Source organism: Pseudomonas corrugata (genome assembly GCF_050920615.1).
In the GTDB taxonomy this organism is placed as follows: Bacteria; Pseudomonadota; Gammaproteobacteria; order Pseudomonadales; family Pseudomonadaceae; genus Aquipseudomonas; species Aquipseudomonas corrugata.
In genome coordinates this window covers 4,754,758-4,776,412 of record NZ_CP130434.1, presented here as the reverse complement: position 1 = coordinate 4,776,412, position 21,655 = coordinate 4,754,758, and the positions used below count along the sequence as shown (strand labels likewise).

Genomic DNA, 21,655 nt, shown 5'->3' with positions numbered 1-21,655 from the left:
GTGCGTCGGTTCCGGAACCGACGCGTGTCAACTTTTTCGTTGCGCACGGATTTCTTTCATGACCAGCTGTACAACGTGCATAGTTTTGTGGGTGCTGACAGCAATCGATAAATGGAGTCGCTCGAGTGTGTTTCTGAAGACCATTTTTCGCCCTATGACCAGAGCATGGTGGATATCCTGCAGGTGTTGTTTCAGACCCGCCGACTAGCGTAGGCAATCGGCATAGAAACAGTACAGGATTCACCTCGAAATTCTATGACGAGTAGGCCTGATAACTTGGTATTCAATAGGGTTTCAGTTGCCCTGGAAAGCCCACAATTTGTTTGACATTCGGCTAGGTTGCCAGTGATTGACGGGAAACAATTTGATTGTCAACGCTGGTAATCAGATCGAGGTCGCGGCAGAACTAGCACCCCAGAGAATTTTCCCGAAAGGATTGTAATGTCTCTAGTTTAGAGCTGTCAGAAAAACAAGATGACGTCAGGATCAGCTTAATTTCTTTAGAGAAATGCTTGTCTCAAGTTGAAGGGCACAACTGCTATTCCTCGTGGAAGTTAAATGACAGTGTTAACCATGAGGATGTTTGCCGGCCCATCTACCGCCACATAGGCATGTGGTTGATCTGAATCAAACAATATACTGTCCCCTGCTGAGAGCATTACAGGATCATAAAACGCGCTGAGTAGTTGTAGCTTACCTGAGACGACAAAGATGAACTCCTGTCCCGGGTGCTGCCTCCATCCCCCGACATCATCGAAACTCGATGCGTCTATCGTCACACTCCAGTACAGATTATGATCTTCTTTGAAGTCCGAACACAGGCTCTCAAGATGCATGCCCGGTGTCGTCTGTATGCCGCCAGATTGTTTCCTTGTAATGGTTCGCCGACCTGTCGCTTTGGGTTTTCCCGTGGAGAGAAATTTCGATGCAGGTACCTGTAAAATATCTGCGATCTTAAGCGCGAGTGTGACTGTGAGCTTGGCCTTTCCTGTTTCAATTTTCGATAATTGTGAGGCCGAAATACCAAGCGTATTGGCAAGCGCCCTGAGGCTTATCCCCTTCAGGCTGCGCTGATTCCTGATTTCACTCTCAATAGACACTTTGAACCGATATCCTTGTAAATGTATAGCATAAGGCAAGCACAATGCTTTGTATTGCTTTATAGCACAACGTATCTATATTGGACATGGTGTTGAGTTTTTTTGACATGAATTTCTATTTCTGCACAAGAGATCATCCTAGGAAAGGATTCTGACTTGCTGCAAGGTTGAGCGTTCATCGGCTGCAAGTGGATTGATTTGGTTCCGGTGACCAAAATATTCAGGCGGTTTTCAGCAGCATCTCTCGCAGCAGGCCGGCCAAAGCGTCGATGTGTTTCTTCTCAATGATTAATGGCGGCGCAAGTGCGATGATGTCGCCGGTTACCCGGATCATCGCTCCCGCTCTGTAGCATTTGCAGAGTACGTCATACGCCCATGCCCCTGGGGCATTCTTGCGGCTCTCCAATTCAACTCCAACGATCAGCCCGATGTTACGGATGTCCTTGACATAGGGGGCGTCCTTGAGTCCGTGCATCGTCTCTTCCCAATAGGGAGCCAGTTCGCTTGCCCGCGTCAGAAGGCGGTCACGCTCGTAAATGTCTAGCGTCGCAAGCCCCGCTGCTGCGGACACAGGGTAGCCGGAATAGGTGTAGCCATGGAAAAATTTGATCATCCCTTCGCAACCGTGCATAAAGGCGTCGTAGATGATCTCCTGGACAAAAACCGCCCCCATTGGCACGGTACCGTTGGTCATACCCTTTGCGGTAGTGAAGAGGTCGGGTGTCACACCGAAGAACTGCGAAGCGAAGGGCTGACCCAGTCGTCCGAAGCCGGTGATTACTTCGTCGAAGATCAGCAAGATACCGTGCTCCTTCATGATCTTGCGCAGTCGCTCGAGATATCCCTTGGGTGGCACCAGTACACCGGTCGACCCGGCGACGGGTTCGACTATCACGGCAGCGATAGTCTCGGTCCCATGCAGAGCGATGATGCGCTCGAGGTCATCGGCCAAATTAGCGCCGTGTTCCGGCTGGCCTTTAGAGAACGCGTTTTCGGGTAGATGAGTATGCGGCAGATGGTCGACGCCGGTCAGTAGGTTCCCGAAAGTGCGGCGATTGTTGACGATTCCACCGACTGAGATTCCTCCGAAGCCCACGCCGTGATAGCCCCGCTCGCGGCCGATAAGTCGTGTGCGTTGTCCTTCGCCGCGGGCGCGGTGGAAAGCCAGCGCGATCTTCAGCGCAGTATCGACTGCTTCTGAGCCTGAACCGGTGAAAAAAATATGGCCGAACCCATTGGGTGCGAGAGCTTTGAGGCGGTCAGCGTATTCGAAGGCGATTGGGTGACCCATCTAGAAGGATGGGGCGTAGTCCATTTCGCTCAGCTGGCGATGTACTGCATCGGCTATTTCGGCATGACCGTGCCCGGCGTTACAGCACCACAGCCCTGAGGTTCCGTCGATGATCTCGCGGCCGTCCTCGGTGGTGTAGTACATGCCCTTGGCATCTACAAGCATCCGTGGTTCGGTCTTGAATTGGCGATTGGCGGTGAAGGGCATCCAGAAGGCATCGAGGGGGACATTGCGTGCGGGTTTGGTCATGACGTGAGCGCCTGTTGTCTCGTTGTTGATCTGATCCAATGCATTGAAAAATCGAGAGTTGAACATCAAGAGCGCGACTAACAACCGACGGCGGTTTCGGGAAACGTGTTACCGATTGACCATTAAATCACTGGCACGTGGCATCAAGAGCGTTTTGGGATGGTCACCCCGACGGCATACGCCGGGGTGTTTTATGGCTCAATATTTGAGCATGAGACCACCGTCGACAATGAGGTCGGTACCAGTGATATAGGAGGCTGCATCGGAGAGCAGGAACATAGCGGCATTTGCCATATCGCCAGCGGCACCGACACGCCCCATCGGAACATAGTTACCGGCATTCTTCACTTTATCCGGGGAGTCCCAGCGAGCCTGCATTGGGGTTTGAGTGATGCCCGGATAAATGGTGTTGGAGCGGATACCTTCGGCGGCAAGTTGCATGGCGATCGACTTGGATATCGCGGGGATGCCAGCTTTTGATGCCGCATAGGCGTCTTGAGGAGCGGTATCACCACGAAGGCATTGGACAGTGGAGAAGTGCACCATCGAGCCGCCGCCAGATTTCCGCATGTAGGGAACCGCAGCACGAATGGTGTGAACCAAGGACTTAAGGTCGATCTCCATGACCTTATCCCAAACGTCAAGGTCGATATCGAGGAGCGATACGTCTTTACCGAACCAGAGCACACCGGCAATGTTGGCCAAGTAGTCGATGCGGCCGAACTTATTGAATGCAGCGCCTATCGCTTCGTTTACGAAGTGCACATCAGTCAGGTCGCCTTGAGCATAGATAAGCTTATCGCTTGCTTGCAGTTCTGCCGGCTTTTCCTTTACGTCGATTGCCAGTACTGCCGCACCTGATTCGAGCATTTTCTGGGAAAGCGCCAGGCCCATACCGCCGCCGGCACCGGTGATGACGGCTACGCGTCCAGTGAAGTCAAATTTGATCATGTGTACTCCCGATTGCTTGCTTGTTGTTTTGAAATCTTCAGTCTGAAGAATTGAAATGCGGGCGCTTTAGAACTGTGATGTATCCAAAAAGGAAACATGTACACTTATATTGTACAAAATGTTCATTGTCAACACGATTGGTAATTTTAGAGCTCGACCTGAGTGAGTCGTTCTTCATCCCGCGGTCTGAGAACGAACGTCTGTTGACTAGCAGTTTTGGTGCAGCGGAGCTGTAGCACGGTCCTTGCGTTGAAGGCGTTACATCTCGATAGATGTGTCGCTCCTTGGTGTGTAGTGCTCCAGCTGCCTGAGACTAGGGGGAGCCCTGGATAACCCGCTCGCTGATCAGGATCGTGCGGTCAATTGGGATCCCCTGTGTGACTCGGTGATTTTCAGTAGCCATCATGTGACTTTTTGACTGTGGCGCAGGAGGGGGGCGGATTTCTATTGCGTCTAATTCGGGCCCAAGACAATCGTCCGCTGAATCCTGCCAGGCTGTCGGAGGGCGCTCAACAGGCCAGATAAGCGCTTGGTTGAGGGCAGGGTGCAAAGTCTGGTTTTAGATATTTCCGTAGGGAATGAAAGGCCGCAGGTATCGTAATGTTTACGACTATCATTGAACTGCATGGAGGTCGCGCTATCGCCCAAAGTGAAGCTTCATGACCGCAATAATCTTTTCAGCCGCGCCTAAGGCGGAGAGCATGGGGACATGCTTGTAGTAATGGGGGGGGAGGGGCTGGGCTTTGGCGCACGTAACATGCGACGAAGGTGGTCGAATGCAGTGGTCTATTGTTACTTGTCGATTGAGCTGTTACGGACTCGAACGCACGGACAGTATCCGTTCAGGTATCGCAGTGAACCAGGCGGGGCCGGAAGGTCCTTTTCCGTTGGGGGGGGGGGCACTCAGCTGAGTAAATGCAATACCTATCCGTTGAGTCCGATCATGTAGTGGGGCAGCTAGGTAGGCCGCCTAGTTCGAATCAAATCTCATGTGAATGTCCTCCCGCTTTGAGTGAAGGGCGCGATTCAATGAGTGCATCCACTTTATAAGTATCCATGAAAAAAATTGAAATTTATTCATGACCTTAGAAGCGGTCGATGATTGCCACCCCACGTTCCTGGAAACTATCCATCTTCGGTAATACGATCGTAGCTTCCTCTAGCGTTATGGTCCGACCGATGAGTTTTTCAGGCTTTAGCTTGCCCGCTTCGATCATAGCTAGCATATCTCCATATCTGTGCGGTTGCAGGCCATAGCTGCCGATGAGCTCGAGTTCTTTGAGTACGACGCGTCCCATGGGAATGGCCGGCAGAGCTTGGTCCCCTGCCATGAGGCCAATCTGAAGATGTTTGCCTCTCTTCGTCAGGCACTGGATCGAGTTTCTGCATGTCACGACGCTGCCTAATGCATCGATCGATACATGGGCGCCACCGCCGGTGAGATCAGCAATCGCGCTCGGCACATCGTCGGTAAACTTGGCATTGATTGTCCTGGCTGCGCCGAGCTCGCGGGCTAATTCCAGTTTGTCATCCGCAATGTCGATAGCGATGGTATTCGCACCAAGCGCCTCGGCAATCATGATCGCTGATAGGCCTAAACCGCCGCAGCCGTGCACGGCAACCCACTGGCCGGGTTCGATTCGTGCTTGGAAGGCGAGTGCGCGGAACGAAGTGGCGAATCGGCAGCCTAGCCCTGCGGCTGTTGTGAAGGCGACGACTTCCGGTAGCGCAACTAAATTGTGATCTGCCATATCAATAGCAACATACTGCGCAAACGAGCCCCAGTGCTTGAAGCCCGGCTGCAACTGGTAATCGCACATTTGCTCGTTACCCGATGCGCATTCTCCGCATGATCCACACACACCCATGAACGGCATAGTGACGTGATCGCCTACTTTCCACTTAGTTACACCTCGTCCAATGGCAGAGATGACGCCAGCAAACTCATGGCCAGGGACATGCGGCAGTACTATGTCGGTATCGTGTCCGACCCAGCCGTGCCAGTCGCTTCGACAGACGCCACTTGCCTTTACTTCGATGACTGCTCCGAATTCACATGGCTCTGGGTCCGGCACGGTCTGTACGGTAATTTTGCCCTGGAAGGACTCATAGACGGCTGCGCGCATTCTTCTTAATCCTGATGCATATGGATTAGTTTGGGTCCCTATCGGACGTGGCGTTAGTGATTGGTGGGGGGCTATTTGTATGATTGTGTAGAGCGCGCTAGAGTGCTTTTGCTCTTTGATAACGACGCACAGCATCACCGAAGGCCTCGAGCAGCTTCCGTGAGGAACTGTCGGTTTCTGCCCAATATTCGGGATGCCACTGGACGCCCAACGCAAAGCCGCGTGCGCTTTTGACAGAAACGGCTTCGATTGTGCCATCTTCAGCTCTAGCTTCGACGGTAAGGCTAGGAGCTAGAGATCTAATCGCCTGCCTATGCAACGAGTTGACCATGACTTTGCTGGCGCCTAGCACACCCGCTATGCAGCTCCCTTCCCTGATGGATATTGAATGGCGAATGGCGAACCGGTCGTCGCGAGAACCTTCAGGCGGTCGATGATCAAAAATACCCCATTTTTCGTGGATGTCCCGGTCGAGCGTTCCGCCCAGGGCTACATTCAGCTCCTGTATCCCCCTACAGATCGCAAGCAATGGCATCCCTCGTTCGATGGCACTGCGGATTAGAGGAATACTGGTTGCGTCGCGTGCTTGATCAAATGGTCCGTCGCTCTCTTCTGCAATCTCACCATAAAGCGATGGATGAACATTTGTTGCGGAGCCGCTTACGATGAGTCCGTCGACGTGGTTAAGGAGGGCATCGACGTCATTGCCTTCGAGGAGTGCAGGGACGACGAGTGTCATGACATTGGCGACCCTGTTCACCGCGTTAACGTACTGAGTTTGAACGCAGTGCCAAGATGTATTCTCCAGCTCACGAAGACATGCAGGTATCGCAACAACTGGCCTTGGCATTGGTGGGGGCAGCTCCTATTCATCTATTGCATTTTGCACCGCGTTGCTTGATCAGACCTTAAGGTGCAGTGGGGTGAGCCGGGTATCGTTTTTTTTAAAAAATATCACATTGTTTCCTTTTTGACAAAATCGTTTCTTATTTGGAATCGTTCATATGCCAAAGGTCATATGAGATAAGCATTGAATGGGATCGTGTGCACTGGCTTTGCTCCGGCATCCCATCTGAGCTCACCCGCAGGAAAACCTGCGACACTCGCGAAGAAGCAGGCCGAAGGAATAAGGGTAAGCAGTTCACGGTATTGCTGTACCACATCACACCGCAGTTACTGGCGCAGAGCTTCTAAGCTCTACGCCGGTGTGCAGCAGTGGGCGTGGAGGGCATATCGTGGCGAGAGTATGAGGAGGGTCTTCTCCAGCGGGCGGGGATGCAGCGATCATGATGCACTGGATGCAATTAACGGTCGCGCTCAAGGGTCAGAAGGTGAACTGGATATTGGATGCGGATATCACGTCGTTCTTTGATGAGATCGACCATGAATGGACGCTGATGTTTCTGGGGTGCTGGATTGCAGACCGGCGCCTGCTCGGGCTTATCTGCAAATAGCTTCAGGCGGGTATTATGGAGGACGGCCGTGTGGTGGCTGCGACCAAGGGGACTCCACAAGGCGCAGTGATATCGCCGTTGCTGGCAAATATCTATCTTCACTACGTGCTGGATCTATGGGCAAGGCGGTGGCCCCAGAGGCATGCTCGTGGCGACTTAATTGTTTTGCGCTACGCGGATGACGGCGTGGTGAGTTTCAGGACACAATGGCAAGCTCAGCAGTTTATGGTGCAGTTGCAGGAACGCTTGGCCAAGTTCGGTTGATCACTCAACGCTTCGAAGACACGGTTGATTAAGTTTGGTCGTTTTGCTGCGAGAAATCGTAGGAAGCGAGACACAGATAAACCGGAGACATTTGAGTTCCTGGGCGTCAAATACTGCGCCTGAAGGTCAAGAGGCGAATGCGTGCGACGCTGCTGGCTATCCGTGATGAGTTGAAGCGCGGGCGTTATGAACCCATCCAGGTTCAAGGGCAATGGCTCGCTCGGGCACAGCGTGGTTACTTCAATTACCACGCTGTGCCGGGAAGCCAGATACGTCTTGTTGGTTTTCGGTTTTCGGTTTTCGGTTTTCGGTTGGCGGTATGCCGTCTATGGCGGCAATCGCTCAAGCGTCGCAGCCAGCGTAATCGGCTTCAAGTTACGCTACGGGCGCCTTGTAGACCTCTACATACCTAGCCCCAGAAATGCACATCCTTACCCTGAAGATCGCTTCGCGTTATATACCCGAGGCAGGAGCCGTATGCGGTAGCTAAGTACCTGCGGATTTGTGCGGGGGAACAGGTAACTGCCATTCCTACTGCGACCAACCATCAGGCAAAACCTTCCGCCAAGAAAGGACTAAATAAATTTGGGAACGGCTGTTTTTAATTTCGACGCAGGAGCGTATGAGGAGCAACACCAAATGCCTTGCGAAAAGCATGACTGTAATGTGAAAAGTCGGAAAATCCGAACTCCAGTGCGGCTTCAGAAATGCTACGTACCTTGCCGCACTCAATGGCCTTGCGGCTCGCGTCCAGACGCACTTTCCAGATTTCCGCGGCCGGAGTTTTCTGATACCGGGCGAAAGCGCGCGTGACAGTCCTCGTCGACACGTGATGCACTTGAGCTATGCGCTCTATCGACAGCTCCGGATCGGTCAGATTTTTCTGGATGTAATTCATAATCCGCGCGTAAAGACTTAGTTCTTCGTGGGTGATCTTCAAGTCTTGGAGTTCAAGGCTAATCACCAGAAGGTCGAGTAATGTACTGGAATATCGGCTGGAGACTTCTTCAGCTTGAAAGCTTGAAGGGGAACTCGCTGCATGACGCAACATTTCGCGTAACGGGATCACACCTGGACGGCGATCATCCAGCACCATCGCGGTGCAATCCATGATGTTTCGCAGCCTCTCGCTGAGTAAATGCCGGGGAATACGAACTATGTGATTTTCAGTGCCACCAAAGCTGAATCGAAACGTCTCGGATGAGTCATAAAGAAACAGATTTCCCGCCGCCAGCTTAGCCCTTCGTCCTCTTTGTTCCAGCTCTCCATGGCCGAGCCGGGTGAGACCCAGCCACAAATCTTCGTCTGGTCCGCTGCGTAGGTGCTGGGGGGACCGCTCCCAGGAGTGCAGCGGTGAGGACATTGTACAAATGTCCAGCGCTCCAAGGTTGTGCACCTCCATCATCCCGTCGAAATCGCTCTGCGCCAACGATTTGCCGTCGGCCAGGAGACAATGGCGACATACCACTTCTTTCCAATAATCAAAGCGGCGGTGTGCAGCAACATCGAGGGTTGAGTATTGGCTAATGCGAGTCATGAGATTCACCTGGGGGCACTAAAAGGAAAGCGGTGGGGCGGTGACGTAAGTTTCTGCCTCAGTAGGTTTTAAGAGCAATTAGCAGGCCACTTCACCTTTTCCTCTCATCGCCGTGACGACGTTTTTGAAGCTGTCCTTTCCAGCCAAATAGTTGTCTGTGCGAGACAAGCGCATCGAATCACCTAAGCATAACTTTTACCTCACTCAGCGTCCTTCCAGCCATGACTGATGAGGCGTTCATGCAGGCCCAGGAGCTGCGCGACTGTCCTGTTCATCCTGACTTTTGCAAGGGCGATACCTGGCGACTGAAGAGTCTGCCACCTATCTCATAGAGCTAGGGACTTTGGTGCTACGGCGTCGATCTAGTCGTGCCAAACGCAAACACCTGCGTCCGCTGGAATGTTGAGCAGTAAACCGTACGCTTTAAACATAAAAATAAGGAGCGCCGATGGAATACACAATCGATAACCAGCTCAAGTGTCTTTTCCTTAGAAAGCTTGAGCGCTGGGCTGGACCCCATCTAACCCACCTGCGAGTTTTTGTGACCTTCTTCCAGGTCGCCACCATCCTGTCGAAGGCTACGCCTGTGCCACGGAGTCTCGGTGACCGACGCCAATAATCAAGTGTTCGAATCATCAGATGTCGCCCCGAAACCGACATGTTAGGTGACGCGGTGTCTTCGACAACCTGATACCTGGAGAACCTAGGGGCGGTCCTGATTCGGATTGCGCCCCGACGTTTAACTAACCCCAACTATTTTTTGCTCCCTCATCTCTAGCGCATGGGGTAGGGGGGCTTTTTCCGAGAGAACCGACTATGAAATTGAGCCACTGTTTAATCGTGCTGGGCATGCTGCCCTTTTTCAAAAGCCAGGCCATTGAACTAGCTCCAGGCGACTTCGAGCCTCTGCCAGCAGGTGCAAACGCCTTGTTGCTCTATTACCAGCATGCCGATCGCTCCGAACTGTACCAGAACGGCCATGAGGTCTCCGACAACTCGAAGCTCGGCACAGATATCGGCATCCTGCGTTATGTACACTCTATTGGTCTTACGGAAAACCTGACGGTGTCGCCTCAGGTATTGCTGCCTTTCGGTCAGATCAACGCCTCTGGAGACATCGGTGCCCTTGGCGATACCAAGGGCGTCGGCGATCTGATCGTCACCGCGCCACTGAAGTGGGTACTGCCTACCGCAAATAAAGATGTATTCGGCCTAGCGCCGTATCTGTCCTTCCCTACTGGCAGTTACGACAAAAATGATGCCCTGAATTTAGGTGAAAACCGCTGGCGCGCCACGTTACAGGCCGCCTACATCCACCACTTTTCCGAGAAGTGGGCGCTGGATACGGTAGCCGACGCTTCATGGGTGTCAGCCAACAACGAATTCGGCCCTTCGGGGGCTAAGCTTGAAGAGGGCACCCGCTATGAGTACCAGACTTCTCTTCGCTACAACTGGACGCCGAGCACTACTTTGGCCATCGGTGGGGGCTATGTTACTGGCGCCGCCACAAAAGTAGACGGGATCGATCAGCATGACGGCCTATCCACCTCCTATGGTCGCCTCACAGTTACCCACTTTATCGAGCCCACGCTTCAGATTCAGGCCCAGGTTGGTAAGGATATTGAGGTCGAGCAAGGTTTTAAGGAGGGTGCACGCCTCAATCTGCGTCTGTTGAAGTTGTTTTGAACCTAACACACACAGAAAGATGTCCTTTTCAGCCTAACGCTTGTCTCGCTCAGCCAAGCAAGCGCATAGATGAATACCTAGTTTAAACCAATCAAGACTTGGATCAATGTCGCTTCAGGTGCTTAGCCTAAAGCCGTTTTTGAGCCGGCATCGCGTACTCGCGTACCGGCTGTGGCATGTTTCGATTGGCTCAGGCCCTGATTCTGTTTCAACCGCCAGCTTCCCGGAGACAAATAACAAAGCCGGGGCGCTCTCCATAACTTTTTTACCGTGTTGACCTATAAGGAGATACATCATGAGCGCAACTGAAAACAAAGCATCAACTTCGACGCCCGGTGAGCGCGCAAGGGCATTATTCCAGGTTCTCAAGAACAAGGATCTGATTCCCGACGGCTATATCGAGCAGCTTACCCAATTGATGGAACACGGATGGAGCCCGGATAACGGCGCACGTGTAGTCGCCAAGGCCTGGGTAGACCCGCAATACCGAGAATTGCTGCTCAGAGACGGTACGGCCGCATGCGCCCAGTTCGGTTATACCGGCCCCCAAGGTGAGTACATCGTGGCTCTGGAGGATACGCCCAAGCTCAAGAATGTCATCGTCTGCAGCCTGTGCTCATGCACCAACTGGCCAGTCTTGGGCTTACCGCCGGAATGGTACAAGGGCTTCGAGTTTCGCGCTCGCCTGGTTCGCGAAGGGCGCACTGTGCTGCGTGAATTGGGCACGGAGTTACCAAGCGACGTGGTCGTCAAAGTATGGGACACCAGCGCAGAAAGCCGTTACCTGGTGTTGCCCGTAAGGCCAGAAGGCTCGGAGCACATGAGTGAACAAGAACTTCAGAAACTAGTCACCAAAGATGTGCTGATTGGTGTTGCCTTGCCCTGCGTACTCTGATCAAAACAACTCATCACCTTCTAACTTTCGGAGTTTTCATTATGGATGGCTTTCACGATCTCGGTGGTTTTCAAGGCTTTGGAAAAGTTCCCCATTCCATCAACAGCTTGGACTATAAAAAAGTGTTCAAAGAAGACTGGGAGCACTTGGCCTATAGCCTGATGTTCATCGGCGCGGACCAGTTGAAAAAATTCAGTGTCGACGAGATACGTCATGCAGTCGAACGCATTGATGTCCGTCAACACGTTGGTACGCAGTATTATGAGCGCTACGTTATCGCCACGGCCACGTTGCTCGTCGAGACCGGGGTCATTTCTCAGGAGGAACTGGATCAGGCGTTGGGTTCTCACTACAAACTGGCTAACCCGTCTCAATCTCAAGGTCGCCCTGCGATTATCGGTCGTCCGCCATTCGAGGTCGGCGACCGGGTCGTCGTCCGCGACGAGTATGTGGCTGGACATACTCGTATGCCTGCCTATGTCCGCGGCAAGGAAGGCGTAATCAAGCACCGTACCACAGAAAAATGGCCCTTCGCGGACGCGATCGGGCATGGTGACACGACTGCGGTGCACCAGCCGACCTACCATGTCGAGTTCGAGGTGAAGGACTTGTGGGGTGACGCAGCCGACGAAGGCTTCGTGGTCGTTGATCTGTTCGAGAGCTACCTGGACAAGGTCGAAACAGCATGACAGACAGCCCCTTGTCGGGCCGGCTGCCGGTGACGGTCCTTTCGGGCTTCCTCGGTTCCGGCAAGACGACGGTGCTCAACCACATCCTGCGCAATCGCGCAGGTATGAGGGTAGCGGTCATCGTCAACGATATGAGCGAGGTCAACATCGATGCCGAGAACGTGCAGCGCAATGTGGCGTTGCATCGCGGTAGCGATGAATTGGTCGAGATGAGCAATGGTTGCATTTGCTGCACATTGCGTGCTGATTTGCTTGAGCAGATCAGCATGCTGGCACGCCAGCAGCGATTTGATTATCTACTCATCGAGTCCACTGGAATCTCCGAGCCCATGCCTGTCGCAGAGACGTTCGCCTTCCTCGATCAGGAAGGTTTCTGCCTGAGCGAAGTGGCACAACTCGATACCTTAGTCACTGTCGTAGATGGCAGTAACTTCCTGACACTGCTGTCATCGACGGACACGCTTAGCAGTGAAAGTGAAAGTGAAAGTGAAAGTGAAAGTGAAACGGTCAGTTCATTGCGCCACCTGTGCGATCTGCTGATCGAACAGGTGGAATACGCCAACGTAATTCTTGTGAGCAGACTGGATCTTATTGGTGAGAATGGCTTCCTGGCGATGCGCGCCCTCCTCAAAGGTCTCAATCCGACAGCAGAGATTCTGCCGATGGCCCATGGCAGAATCGACCTGTCGGCGATTCTCGGCACTCGTCGATTTGACTTGCCAAGCCTGGCACAGTCGCCCGGCTGGATGAAGAAAATGGAAGAAGTTGATGAGCGACATTCTGAGTCAGATATTTATGGAATCTCCTCTTGGGTATACCGCGAACGTGCACCGTTTCACCCTCAGCGGCTACTCAATTTCCTGAGCAAACCTTGGAAAAACGGGCGTCTACTGCGCAGCAAAGGCTATTTCTGGGTCGCCAGCCGTCATTTGGAGATTGGAATGTTGGCGCAAAGTGCCGGGCAATTCCGATGGGACTATGTCGGACACTGGTGGGCATTCATCGCACAATCGCAATGGCCTCAGGATGATTATCGCCGGCAAGGCATCCTGGCCAAATGGGACGACACCGTTGGAGATTGTCGGCAAGAGATCGTCTTCATCGGCCAAGGTCTGGACATTGGCGCGTTGGAACGGGAGCTTAACGACTGCCTGTTGAGTTCAGATGAGATTTTGGCCGGCCCAGACTCCTGGCCGGTCTTGCCCGGCGCAACATCCTTCGACGCGCAAGCACTATCACCCTGATGACCAACGCAGACATTCGGGACTCATTTGGTGTACGCGAGCAGTTGCGGCCCATCAATGCGTCAATCGACGCATTGTGCTCGGCAAGGCGACCGGGCAGGGCCTGTCATAACCTCTAGCCTCTAACCTCAACTTCACGGACTCAGAGGTGTTACATGCCCTTCTTCAACGGAATTTACCGTCATGTATTGGCCCCACTCGCCGACAGATTGGATCAACCTGACATTTATGGCGCGCCGCTCCCCTCATCAGATGCGTTGGTTCAGCGGATCTTGGCGGGAGTTGAAAGACTGCTCGGCGAGCGGAGGGACCTGCAGGCGCAAGTGGAAAACCTGACCCAGAGTCAGGAACGGCTCGTGCTTGAGCTTGCCGAGAGTGACACTCAATTGCTAAGGCTGAAGGCACGCTGGGAACTTGCAGCCCAAGGCGCTGGCGAGTTGTTCTGGGAACTGGAGCCGGGCTCTACCATAACCCCTGCCCCCAGCAGTCCGCTGTGGTGGTCGAGGTCTCTTTCGACACAAGTGCAACTGCCTGATCAGTTTGCCCTTTGGAGCGAACGCCTGCACCCAGAAGACCGACAGCGTAACCTCGATTGTTTCTCTAGGCATCTGGCTGACCGCAGCGGTCGAACACCCTACTCCCTGGAGGTTCGAATGACCCTTAGTGAGGGCGGCTATCGCTGGTGTCGCATCAGCGGTGAATCCCGCCGCGATGCCCAGGGCGCGCCAGTGGCCATCGCCGGTGCCTTGCGAGATATCCATGAGCAACGTTTGCACGATGAGGAGCTCTCACTGGCTGCCACCCGTTTCGAAATCTCCCGAGAGATGCTCCACGATGGACTATGGGACATTGAGGTGGTGGCCGGCGATCCTGCAAATCCAAAGAACGCCATTTGGTGGTCTTCTCAGATGCGTCGCCTACTCGGCTACGAAACAGTTGAAGAGTTTCCCAACACTCTAGATAGTTGGTCGTCGCGCTTGCATCCCGAGGACAGCCAGTTTGCCATCAGTGCCTTTATCGCCCATGTTGACGACCGTACCGGTAAGACTCCGTTCGATGTTGCCTACCGGCTCAGGCATAAGAGCGGCGAGTACCGCTGGTTTCGCGGACGTGGCCAGACCCGGCGTGCGGCTGATGGCTCACCGCTACGCGTAGTTGGCGCTATTACCGACATTCATGCCAGTCACGAAGAAAGCCAATTGCGCGAGGCCCAAGAAAGGCAGCACCAGACCATACAGGGGAATCTCACCAAATTGACGCAAATCGTGGCCGCGATCCAGGGTATCGCAAACCAGACCAACCTGCTGGCTCTGAACGCGGCTATCGAAGCCGCCAGAGCAGGTGAAGCCGGACGCGGCTTCGCTGTAGTCGCCGACGAGGTTCGCAAGCTGGCCACCCGCACCAGTCAAGCGACCCAGCAAGCAGCCGAAATGATGGAGCGTTACTGACCCATAGTCCGCGTAGCTAGAGTATATGGTGGGGCGTGCATTATTAGGATTGGCCGGCCCGACTTGAATCGATAAACATCGGAGTCGGTGGAGAGTAAGAAACAAAAAATCGAGCGTTTATGAACGGCCGGCTAAGGGTATCGGTATCAGGTACTTATTTAAGTGCAGTGGAGGTGGGTGATGCGTGAATGACTGCCGTCAAGTCTAAGAGCCGTCTGGTAAAACAGACCCTGACGATCAGCTGCAAGCTGAGCATATTTTTGTTAATAAAAGAGAAAGAAGCGACTAACAAACCGTAAAGGGCGCTCGGGGATGACACCTTTGCAGAGTCGCCCCTCGAAGCGCCCGCTCCCAAAACATGTAGGTGCTACTTCATAAGCGGTAGGGTCGGGTCGGGCTGGCGTTTAAAGCCTGAGCCTGAGTCGCTAGCAATGCACCCCGTAGAGTACTCATCACCATCTCATGCAGTAGCTTACGCCGTGCTCCGATGCCGATCTGTGGCTCCCCAACCCAGGCCGGCAGTTGATTGAGCAGGGAAACGATGCCGCTTACGGTCGCGCGCCGGGTGGCGCCAGCCGGCTGACCGGTGAGTTGCTCTATGGTCTGCACCAGATGCTCCTCGTAGCGCCGGCGTTGGGTCAGAATCAAGGCTTGCTGTTCGATGCTAAGACAATGAACGTCATACTCAGCCAGGCGGAAATGCGCGGGCATATGCTCGTGTAGCCGCAGGTGTGCCTCAAGCAGGCCTCGCAATCGCACTGTTGGGGCGGTTTTGCGCCGGGTCACCAGGCTGGCGCCGTCAAGCAGCGCTTCGTAGAGTTCCTCGATCAGTTCGAACAGAAGTGCCTCTTTGCTATCGATGTGGTTGTAGATGGAGCCGGCCGTGATACCCAGACAAGTGGCCAGGTCGCGCATGCTGACCCGGCTGAAACCATGCATGGCGAACAGCTCGACCGCCTTTTGCCGCGTTTCCAGGTAGCGTGTGTTGCGCTCTTCGTCGACAGGCGTGGGAAAAAGGGATTTGGAGGTCTGCATTTTGCTCGTCCACCTCATACGCGAAACTGCCCCAATAGCCGATTGAGCTGGCCCGTCATTTCGCTCAAATGCTGGCTGGCCTCGTTGGACCGGTCTGCTGCCTGGGCATTTTCGTAGGCCAGCGAAGCTGCGCGGGTGACATTCTGGTTGATGTCCTCGACCACGTGGGACTGCTCCAGAGTGGCACTGGCGATCGAGGCGTTCAACTCGGTGAGGTTGCGTAGCGCGCTGATGATCTGGTGCAGGCTTTCACCGGTTTGGCGTGCCTGTTCCACGGTTTGTTGAGCCGCTTCGCTGCTGGCATTGATGACATTCACCGCCGCCTCCGAATTGCCCTGCAGGCGCTCGATCATGCCCTGGATCTGCGCGGTGGACTGCTGGGTGCGCTGGGCCAGCAGGCGTACCTCGTCTGCCACCACGGCGAAGCCGCGACCCTGCTCGCCAGCGCGCGCCGCCTCAATGGCGGCGTTCAGCGCCAGCAGGTTGGTCTGTTCGGCGATCGCACGAATCACTTCCAGCACACTGCCGATCTGGGTGCTTTCCTGGGCCAGGCTCTGGATCACAGCGACGGCCTGGCCGATGGTCTCGGACAACTGGTTGATTTGGTGCAGGCTGCTATCGATGTTGTGCTGGCCCTGGCGTGCCTGTTCATCGGCCTGGCGTACTTCGTTGGCGGCGTGTTCGGCGTTCTTCGCCACTTCCTGCACGGCGTATGACACCTCGTGAATGGCGGCGGCCACCAGTTCCATTTGCTGTGACTGCTGCTGGTTGTGGCGCTGGCTGTCGCTGGCAATCTCGCCGAATGCTTGAGAGGCCTTGTCCAGGCTACTGGCTGTCTGCATAGACTGGCCGATCACCGCGCGCAGTTTGCTGGTGAACGCGTTGAAGTGGCCGCTCAGAGCAGTCAGCTCGTCGCGCCAGCGGTTATCCAGATTGCGGGTCAAGTCGGCTTCGCCGCCGGCGATGTTCTCCATGGCATCGACCACCTGCGCCAGCGGCGAGGCGATGCTGCGGGCAATCAGCAGGATCAGCGCGCTGAGCAGCAGGGCGATCGTCAACAGTATGACGAAGGCCTGTATCAGTTGGCGGCGGAACTCGACTTGCACGTCGTCGATGTAAATGCCTGATCCGACAATCCAACCCCAAGGCTTGAACAATTCGACGTAGGAAACCTTCTCCACTGGCGCATCGGTTCCCGGTTTGGGCCAGCGGTAGTGCACCAGCCCCGCGCCATCGCGTTTGGCCACGGCGACCATTTCCTCGAACAACGCCTTGCCGTCAGGATCGCGTGTACCAGCCATGCGCTTACCCTCGAGTTTGGCATTGGGGTGCATGACCATGCGTGTGTCGAGATCTTCGAGCCAGAAGTAATCCTCGCGCTCGTAGCGCAAATCACGCATCACTGCGATGGCCTGTTGCTGCGCCTGCTCACGACTCAGCTCCTGGCCTTCCAGGCTTTGGAAGTGGCGCAGGATGCCGCTGGCGGTCTCGACCACGTGGCGGGTTTTTAGCGCCTTGGCCGCATACAGGTCGTCATGGCTCTGCTTGAGCATCAGGCCGGCGAGCACTATCAGCATCAGGATGGATGCCAGCAAGATTAGCCACAGGCGGCGGCTAATGGAAATATTGCGCAAGCCGAACATCGGCAACTCCGCGAGAGGGAATACAGTGAAGTCCGGACGCGGCAGGCGCGTCCGGCTGGAGGGGGTCAGAGCGCGTAGTGACTCAGTTCGCGGGCGATCACCAGGCGCTGGACCTCACTGGAGCCTTCGTAGATCTGAGTGATACGCGCGTCGCGGTAGTAACGCTCCACCGGGTAATCCTCCAGGTAGCCGTAGCCGCCATGGATCTGAATGGCACTGGAGCACACGCGTTCGGCCATTTCCGAGGCGAATAGTTTGGCCTGGGAGGCTTCGGACAGACACGGTTGTGCGGCACTTTTCAGGCGCGCCGCATGGAGTATCAGCATCCGGCTGGCGTTGAGTTGGGTGTGCATGTCGGCGAGCAGGTTGGACACGCTTTGGTGCTCGATGATCGGCTTGCCGAACTGGATGCGTTCGCGGGCATAGCCAAGGGCAGCCTCGAAGGCGGCGCGAGCGATACCCAGGGCTTGGGCGGCGATGCCGATGCGACCGCCCTCGAGGTTGGACAGGGCAATGGCCAGGCCTTTGCCGCGTTCACCCAACAGGTTGGCTTCGGGAACGGTGCAGTTGTTCAAGGTCACCGCGCAGGTATCGGAGGCCTTGATCCCCATCTTGTGTTCGCGTCGGTCGACCACGAATCCGGAGTTGTCAGTGGGGACCAGGAAGGCCGACAGCCCTTTCTTGCCCAGCTCCGCATCAGTGACAGCAAAGACAATGGCCAGCTTGGCCCGCTCCCCGTTGCTGACGAACTGCTTGGCACCGTTGAGAATCCACTGACCGTCGCGCAGTTCGGCACGGGTGCGCAGGTTGTGCGCCTCGGAGCCGGCCTGTGGTTCGGTTAGACAGAAACAGCCGATCGCTTGACCACTGACCAGAAGCGGCAGCCAGCTGTCTTGCTGGGCGGGGGTACCGTATTTGAGTAGCGGGCCGCAGCCCACTGAGTTGTGGATGCTCATCAGCGCGCCGAGGGCACCATCGCCGGCCGAGATTTCTTCTACAGCCAGAGCGTAGGCCACATAATCGGTATAACTGCCGCCCCAGGTGTCCGGTACAACCATGCCCAGCAGGCCCAGCTCGCCCATCTGCGCCACCACCGCGTCATCGATCCAGCCGGCTTTCTCCCAGGCTTGGGCATGCGGCGCGACTTCGCTGCGGGCGAAGTCGCGCGCCATGTCGCGGATCATGCGTTGCTCTTCAGTCAACTCGATATCGTGCATTGTAAAGTCTCCTGCCGATCAGGCGGTGCGTACGGGCTTGCCGCAGGCGCGTTGAAAGTCGTTGAAGAAGGCCTGCACCCGGGCAGGTACCAGCTCTGCAAGGGTTGGCGGGTTCCAGCGTGGGCGCTTGTCCTTGTCGATGATCAGGGCGCGCACACCCTCCATCAGGTCGCCCTTGTCGAACCACTGGTAGTCGAGGTGCAGCTCCAAGGCGAAGCACTCGGCCAGGCTCAGGTAACGACCACGACGCAACAACTCAAGGGTTGTGGCCATCGCCAGCGGCGAGCGGTTGTCGAGAAGCTTGACCGTTTGTTCGGCCCAGTCTTGCAGCTCAGGACGTTGTTCGTGCTGCAGCGCGCTGCGAATAGCCATGAGATCGGGCAAGGCGAAATATTCATCGATTGCCTGGCGACAGGCCTTGAGCTCGGACCCGGCCAGACGCTCGGTGGCCATGTCGGAGAGCAGGTCCTGCAAGTCTTCGGCGGGTGCAGCGGTCCAGATTAAATGGTCGATTCTGGCATCCAGTTCGGCCAGTCGTTCGCTGGGCAGGTAGTAGTCGGCAAGGTTCGCATAGAGGGCATCGGCGGCACGCACCTGGCAGCCGGTGATGCCCAGATAGGTGCCTAGTTCACCTGGCAAACGCGGGAGGAAATAGCTGCCACCGACATCGGGGAAAAAACCGATGCCGACTTCCGGCATGCCCATCCGCGTGCGCTCGGTGATCACCCGTAACGAGGCGGCCTGGGCCAAGCCCATGCCGCCGCCGAGGACGAAACCATCGAGCAGTGCCAGCACTGGCTTGGTGTAGCCGTGCAGGTACTCATCCAGGGCGTACTCTTCTTCGAGAAACAGCTCATGCTGGTTGTCGCCGGCTTTGTGACTGTCGTACAGCATGCGGATATCGCCACCGGCACAGAAGGCCTTTTCGCCAGCACCGCGCAGGGTCACGGCGACAATCTCCGGGTCCTGCTCCCAAGCCCACAGGTGCCGGCAGAGCAGGCGCACCGTGGGCAGGTCCAGGGTGTTCAACGCTTTTGGCCGATTCAGTGTCAGGTGGCCGATGCGGTTACGCACGCTGGCCAGCACTGGGGCTTGCTGCTCGCTCATGCTCAGGCTTCTCCGCGGAACAGGTTGATGATGGCGGAGAAGTCCAGGCCGCCGTTACCTTGCAGGCTGAAGGTCTGGTACAGCTGTTGGGCTACAGCACCGAGCGCCACCGGTTGACGCGCGTGCCTGGCCGCTTCTGTGGCCAGGCCCAGGTCCTTGAGCATCAGGTCGCTGCCAAAGCCGCCGCTGTAGCCCCGTGAGGCCGGCGCGTTTTCCAGTACGCCCGGGAACGGGTTGTTGACCTCCGAGCTCCAGCAGCGGCCGCTGGAGGTATTGATGATCCCGGCCAGCACCTTGGCGTCCATCCCGAGGGCTACACCCAGGGCCATGGCTTCGGCGACGCCGACCATGGAGATGCCGAGCAGCATGTTATTGGCGATCTTGGCCACTTGGCCGTTGCCTGCTGCGCCGCAATGCACGATGTTCTTGCCCATCGCCGAGAGGATCGGCAAGGCCTGGTCGAATACGCTGTCCGGGCCACCGACCATAAAGGTCAGGGTGCCTGCCGCCGCACCGCCGGTGCCGCCGGATACCGGCGCGTCGAGCATCGGGTTGCCTTGGGCAAGGGCGTATTTGGCCACCTCGCGGGTGCTCAGCGGGTCGATAGTCGAGCTGTCAATCAAGAGCACGCCTTGGCCAATATTGGCCAGCAGGCCATCCTTGCCGCGATAGACCTGCTTCACGTGCTCGGCGGTCGGCAGCATGGTGATGATCACCTCAACCCCGGCCTTGGCCACGGCGGCGGGGGAGTCGGCGGCGCTGGCGCCGGCCTCCACCAGAGTGGCGACCGCCTGGGGGAAGGGATCGAAAACGGTCAGGCTGTGGCCAGCCTTGAGCAGGTTGCGGGCCATTGGGCCGCCCATATTGCCGAGGCCGAGAAATCCGATATGCATGATGGCTACCTTTTGCGAGTTGGGTTCAGCGGTGCAGGAAATTCGGCACGCGCTTGTCGACGAAGGCTTGCATGCCTTCCTTTTGGTCGTGGCTGGCAAACAGCGAATGGAACAGCCGGCGCTCGAAACGTACGCCTTCGGTGAGGCTGATCTCTTCGGCGCGGTTGACGCATTCCTTGATCATCATGGCTGCTGGCAGCGACTTGCCGGCAATGCCGCGGGCGATTTCCAGGGTTCGTTCCAGCAACTCTGCGGCGGGGAAAACACGGGCCACCAGATTGGCGCGCTCAGCTTCCTCGGCGCCGAGTTGGCGACCAGTCAGGCACATCTCCATAGCCTTGGACTTGCCTACGGCGCGGCTCAGGCGCTGGGTGCCACCGATACCGGGGATCACACCCAGGTTCAGTTCCGGCAGGCCGAAGCGGGCGTTATCGGCGGCATAGATGAAGTCGCACATCAGCGCCAACTCGCAACCGCCACCCAACGCGTAGCCAGCCACTGCGGCAATCATTGGCTTGCTCCGGGCGCCGATGCGGTCGGCGGTCGCGAAGAAATCGTCCAGATAGATCTGCGGATAACTCAGCGCGGCCATCTCTTTGATGTCAGCACCCGCGGCAAAGGCCTTGGTGGATCCGGTGATGACCAGGCAGCCGATTTCAGGGTCGGCCTCCAGGCGATCAAGTGCCTGGTTCAGTTCGGCGATCAATTGGCTGTTCAGCGCGTTGAGCGCCTGTGGCCGGTTAAGGGTGATCAGGCCCACGCGCTGTTGCACATCGACCAGTACAGTTTGGTATTGCATCTTTCAGCTCCTGACTGGCCGGCGCTT

Annotated in this window: 17 protein-coding genes and 5 pseudogenes; 9 read left to right on the top strand and 13 right to left on the bottom strand. The window is 56.0% G+C overall.

Going from position 1 to position 21,655, the window contains the following annotated elements:
• Positions 1-554 precede the first annotated feature (554 nt).
• The 5 genes and pseudogenes from QZH45_RS21070 to QZH45_RS21050 all read right to left on the bottom strand — a co-directional run bounded on the left by QZH45_RS21070 (position 555) and on the right by QZH45_RS21050 (position 6,567).
• Positions 555-1,100, bottom strand: coding sequence for a helix-turn-helix domain-containing protein (locus QZH45_RS21070; protein ID WP_261755510.1), 546 nt, complete (start codon positions 1,098-1,100; stop codon positions 555-557).
• Between the two features lie 220 nt (positions 1,101-1,320).
• Positions 1,321-2,640: pseudogene (locus QZH45_RS21065) on the bottom strand (aspartate aminotransferase family protein).
• Positions 2,641-2,838: 198 nt separating this feature from the next.
• Positions 2,839-3,591 carry an SDR family NAD(P)-dependent oxidoreductase gene (locus QZH45_RS21060; RefSeq protein WP_126588154.1) on the bottom strand — a complete coding sequence of 251 codons (753 nt, stop codon included), beginning with the start codon at positions 3,589-3,591 and terminating at the stop codon, positions 2,839-2,841.
• A 1,085-nt stretch (positions 3,592-4,676) separates the two neighbouring features.
• Positions 4,677-5,717: a zinc-dependent alcohol dehydrogenase family protein gene (locus QZH45_RS21055; RefSeq protein WP_432783521.1), complete on the bottom strand. Its 1,041-nt coding sequence runs from the start codon at positions 5,715-5,717 to the stop codon at positions 4,677-4,679.
• Positions 5,718-5,814: 97 nt separating this feature from the next.
• The gene (locus QZH45_RS21050; protein ID WP_432783520.1) at positions 5,815-6,567 is read right to left on the bottom strand and encodes a gamma-glutamyl-gamma-aminobutyrate hydrolase family protein; all 753 of its coding nucleotides are present in this window, start codon (positions 6,565-6,567) and stop codon (positions 5,815-5,817) included.
• A 436-nt stretch (positions 6,568-7,003) separates the two neighbouring features.
• On the opposite strand from QZH45_RS21050, the gene QZH45_RS21045 reads away from it, so the two are divergent.
• Both QZH45_RS21045 and QZH45_RS21040 read left to right on the top strand, forming a co-directional pair.
• Positions 7,004-7,171: a hypothetical protein gene (locus tag QZH45_RS21045; RefSeq protein ID WP_432783519.1), complete on the top strand. Its 168-nt coding sequence runs from the start codon at positions 7,004-7,006 to the stop codon at positions 7,169-7,171.
• Between the two features lie 15 nt (positions 7,172-7,186).
• A complete protein-coding gene (locus QZH45_RS21040; protein WP_432783518.1) occupies positions 7,187-7,435 on the top strand; it encodes a reverse transcriptase domain-containing protein in 249 nt (82 codons plus the stop codon).
• A gap of 601 nt (positions 7,436-8,036) precedes the next feature.
• Here the strand turns inward: QZH45_RS21040 and QZH45_RS21035 are convergent.
• On the bottom strand, positions 8,037-8,972 hold the full coding sequence (locus QZH45_RS21035) for a helix-turn-helix domain-containing protein (RefSeq protein WP_432783517.1): 936 nt from the start codon (positions 8,970-8,972) through the stop codon (positions 8,037-8,039).
• 487 nt (positions 8,973-9,459) lie between these two features.
• Between QZH45_RS21035 and QZH45_RS21030 the strand changes: the two are divergent.
• The 7 genes and pseudogenes from QZH45_RS21030 to QZH45_RS21000 form a co-directional block, all read left to right on the top strand.
• Positions 9,460-9,663: pseudogene (locus tag QZH45_RS21030) on the top strand (phenylacetaldoxime dehydratase family protein); the annotation flags it as partial.
• A gap of 125 nt (positions 9,664-9,788) precedes the next feature.
• The gene (locus tag QZH45_RS21025; protein WP_432783516.1) at positions 9,789-10,658 is read left to right on the top strand and encodes a transporter; all 870 of its coding nucleotides are present in this window, start codon (positions 9,789-9,791) and stop codon (positions 10,656-10,658) included.
• 295 nt (positions 10,659-10,953) lie between these two features.
• Positions 10,954-11,553: a nitrile hydratase subunit alpha gene (nthA, locus tag QZH45_RS21020; RefSeq protein ID WP_432783515.1), complete on the top strand. Its 600-nt coding sequence runs from the start codon at positions 10,954-10,956 to the stop codon at positions 11,551-11,553.
• Between the two features lie 41 nt (positions 11,554-11,594).
• A complete protein-coding gene (gene nthB / locus QZH45_RS21015) occupies positions 11,595-12,242 on the top strand; it encodes a nitrile hydratase subunit beta (RefSeq protein WP_432783514.1) in 648 nt (215 codons plus the stop codon).
• Entirely contained in the window at positions 12,239-13,486 is a 1,248-nt protein-coding gene (locus QZH45_RS21010) for a GTP-binding protein (protein WP_432783513.1), read from the top strand. The genes nthB and QZH45_RS21010 overlap by 4 nt, the downstream gene beginning before the upstream one ends.
• Positions 13,487-13,641: 155 nt before the next feature.
• A pseudogene (locus QZH45_RS21005) lies at positions 13,642-14,637 on the top strand (PAS domain-containing protein); the annotation flags it as partial.
• A gap of 12 nt (positions 14,638-14,649) precedes the next feature.
• Positions 14,650-14,922, top strand: a pseudogene (locus tag QZH45_RS21000) (methyl-accepting chemotaxis protein); the annotation flags it as partial.
• A 384-nt stretch (positions 14,923-15,306) separates the two neighbouring features.
• Here QZH45_RS21000 and QZH45_RS20995 read toward each other — a convergent pair.
• From QZH45_RS20995 to QZH45_RS20965, 7 genes and pseudogenes are all read right to left on the bottom strand, one after another.
• Entirely contained in the window at positions 15,307-15,987 is a 681-nt protein-coding gene (locus QZH45_RS20995) for a TetR/AcrR family transcriptional regulator (protein ID WP_432783511.1), read from the bottom strand.
• Positions 15,984-16,718, bottom strand: a complete 735-nt coding sequence (locus tag QZH45_RS20990; protein WP_432783804.1) for a methyl-accepting chemotaxis protein — start codon at positions 16,716-16,718, stop codon at positions 15,984-15,986. Before QZH45_RS20990 ends, QZH45_RS20995 begins: the two co-directional genes overlap by 4 nt.
• Before the next feature lie 123 nt (positions 16,719-16,841).
• Positions 16,842-17,522, bottom strand: a pseudogene (locus QZH45_RS20985) (cache domain-containing protein); the annotation flags it as partial.
• A gap of 155 nt (positions 17,523-17,677) precedes the next feature.
• Entirely contained in the window at positions 17,678-18,829 is a 1,152-nt protein-coding gene (locus tag QZH45_RS20980; RefSeq protein ID WP_432783510.1) for an acyl-CoA dehydrogenase family protein, read from the bottom strand.
• Positions 18,830-18,847: 18 nt separating this feature from the next.
• On the bottom strand, positions 18,848-19,936 hold the full coding sequence (locus QZH45_RS20975) for an enoyl-CoA hydratase/isomerase family protein (protein WP_432783509.1): 1,089 nt from the start codon (positions 19,934-19,936) through the stop codon (positions 18,848-18,850).
• 2 nt (positions 19,937-19,938) lie between these two features.
• Positions 19,939-20,829 carry a 3-hydroxyisobutyrate dehydrogenase gene (gene mmsB, locus QZH45_RS20970; protein WP_432783508.1) on the bottom strand — a complete coding sequence of 297 codons (891 nt, stop codon included), beginning with the start codon at positions 20,827-20,829 and terminating at the stop codon, positions 19,939-19,941.
• 25 nt (positions 20,830-20,854) lie between these two features.
• The gene (locus tag QZH45_RS20965; RefSeq protein ID WP_432783507.1) at positions 20,855-21,628 is read right to left on the bottom strand and encodes an enoyl-CoA hydratase; all 774 of its coding nucleotides are present in this window, start codon (positions 21,626-21,628) and stop codon (positions 20,855-20,857) included.
• Positions 21,629-21,655: the final 27 nt, after the last annotated feature.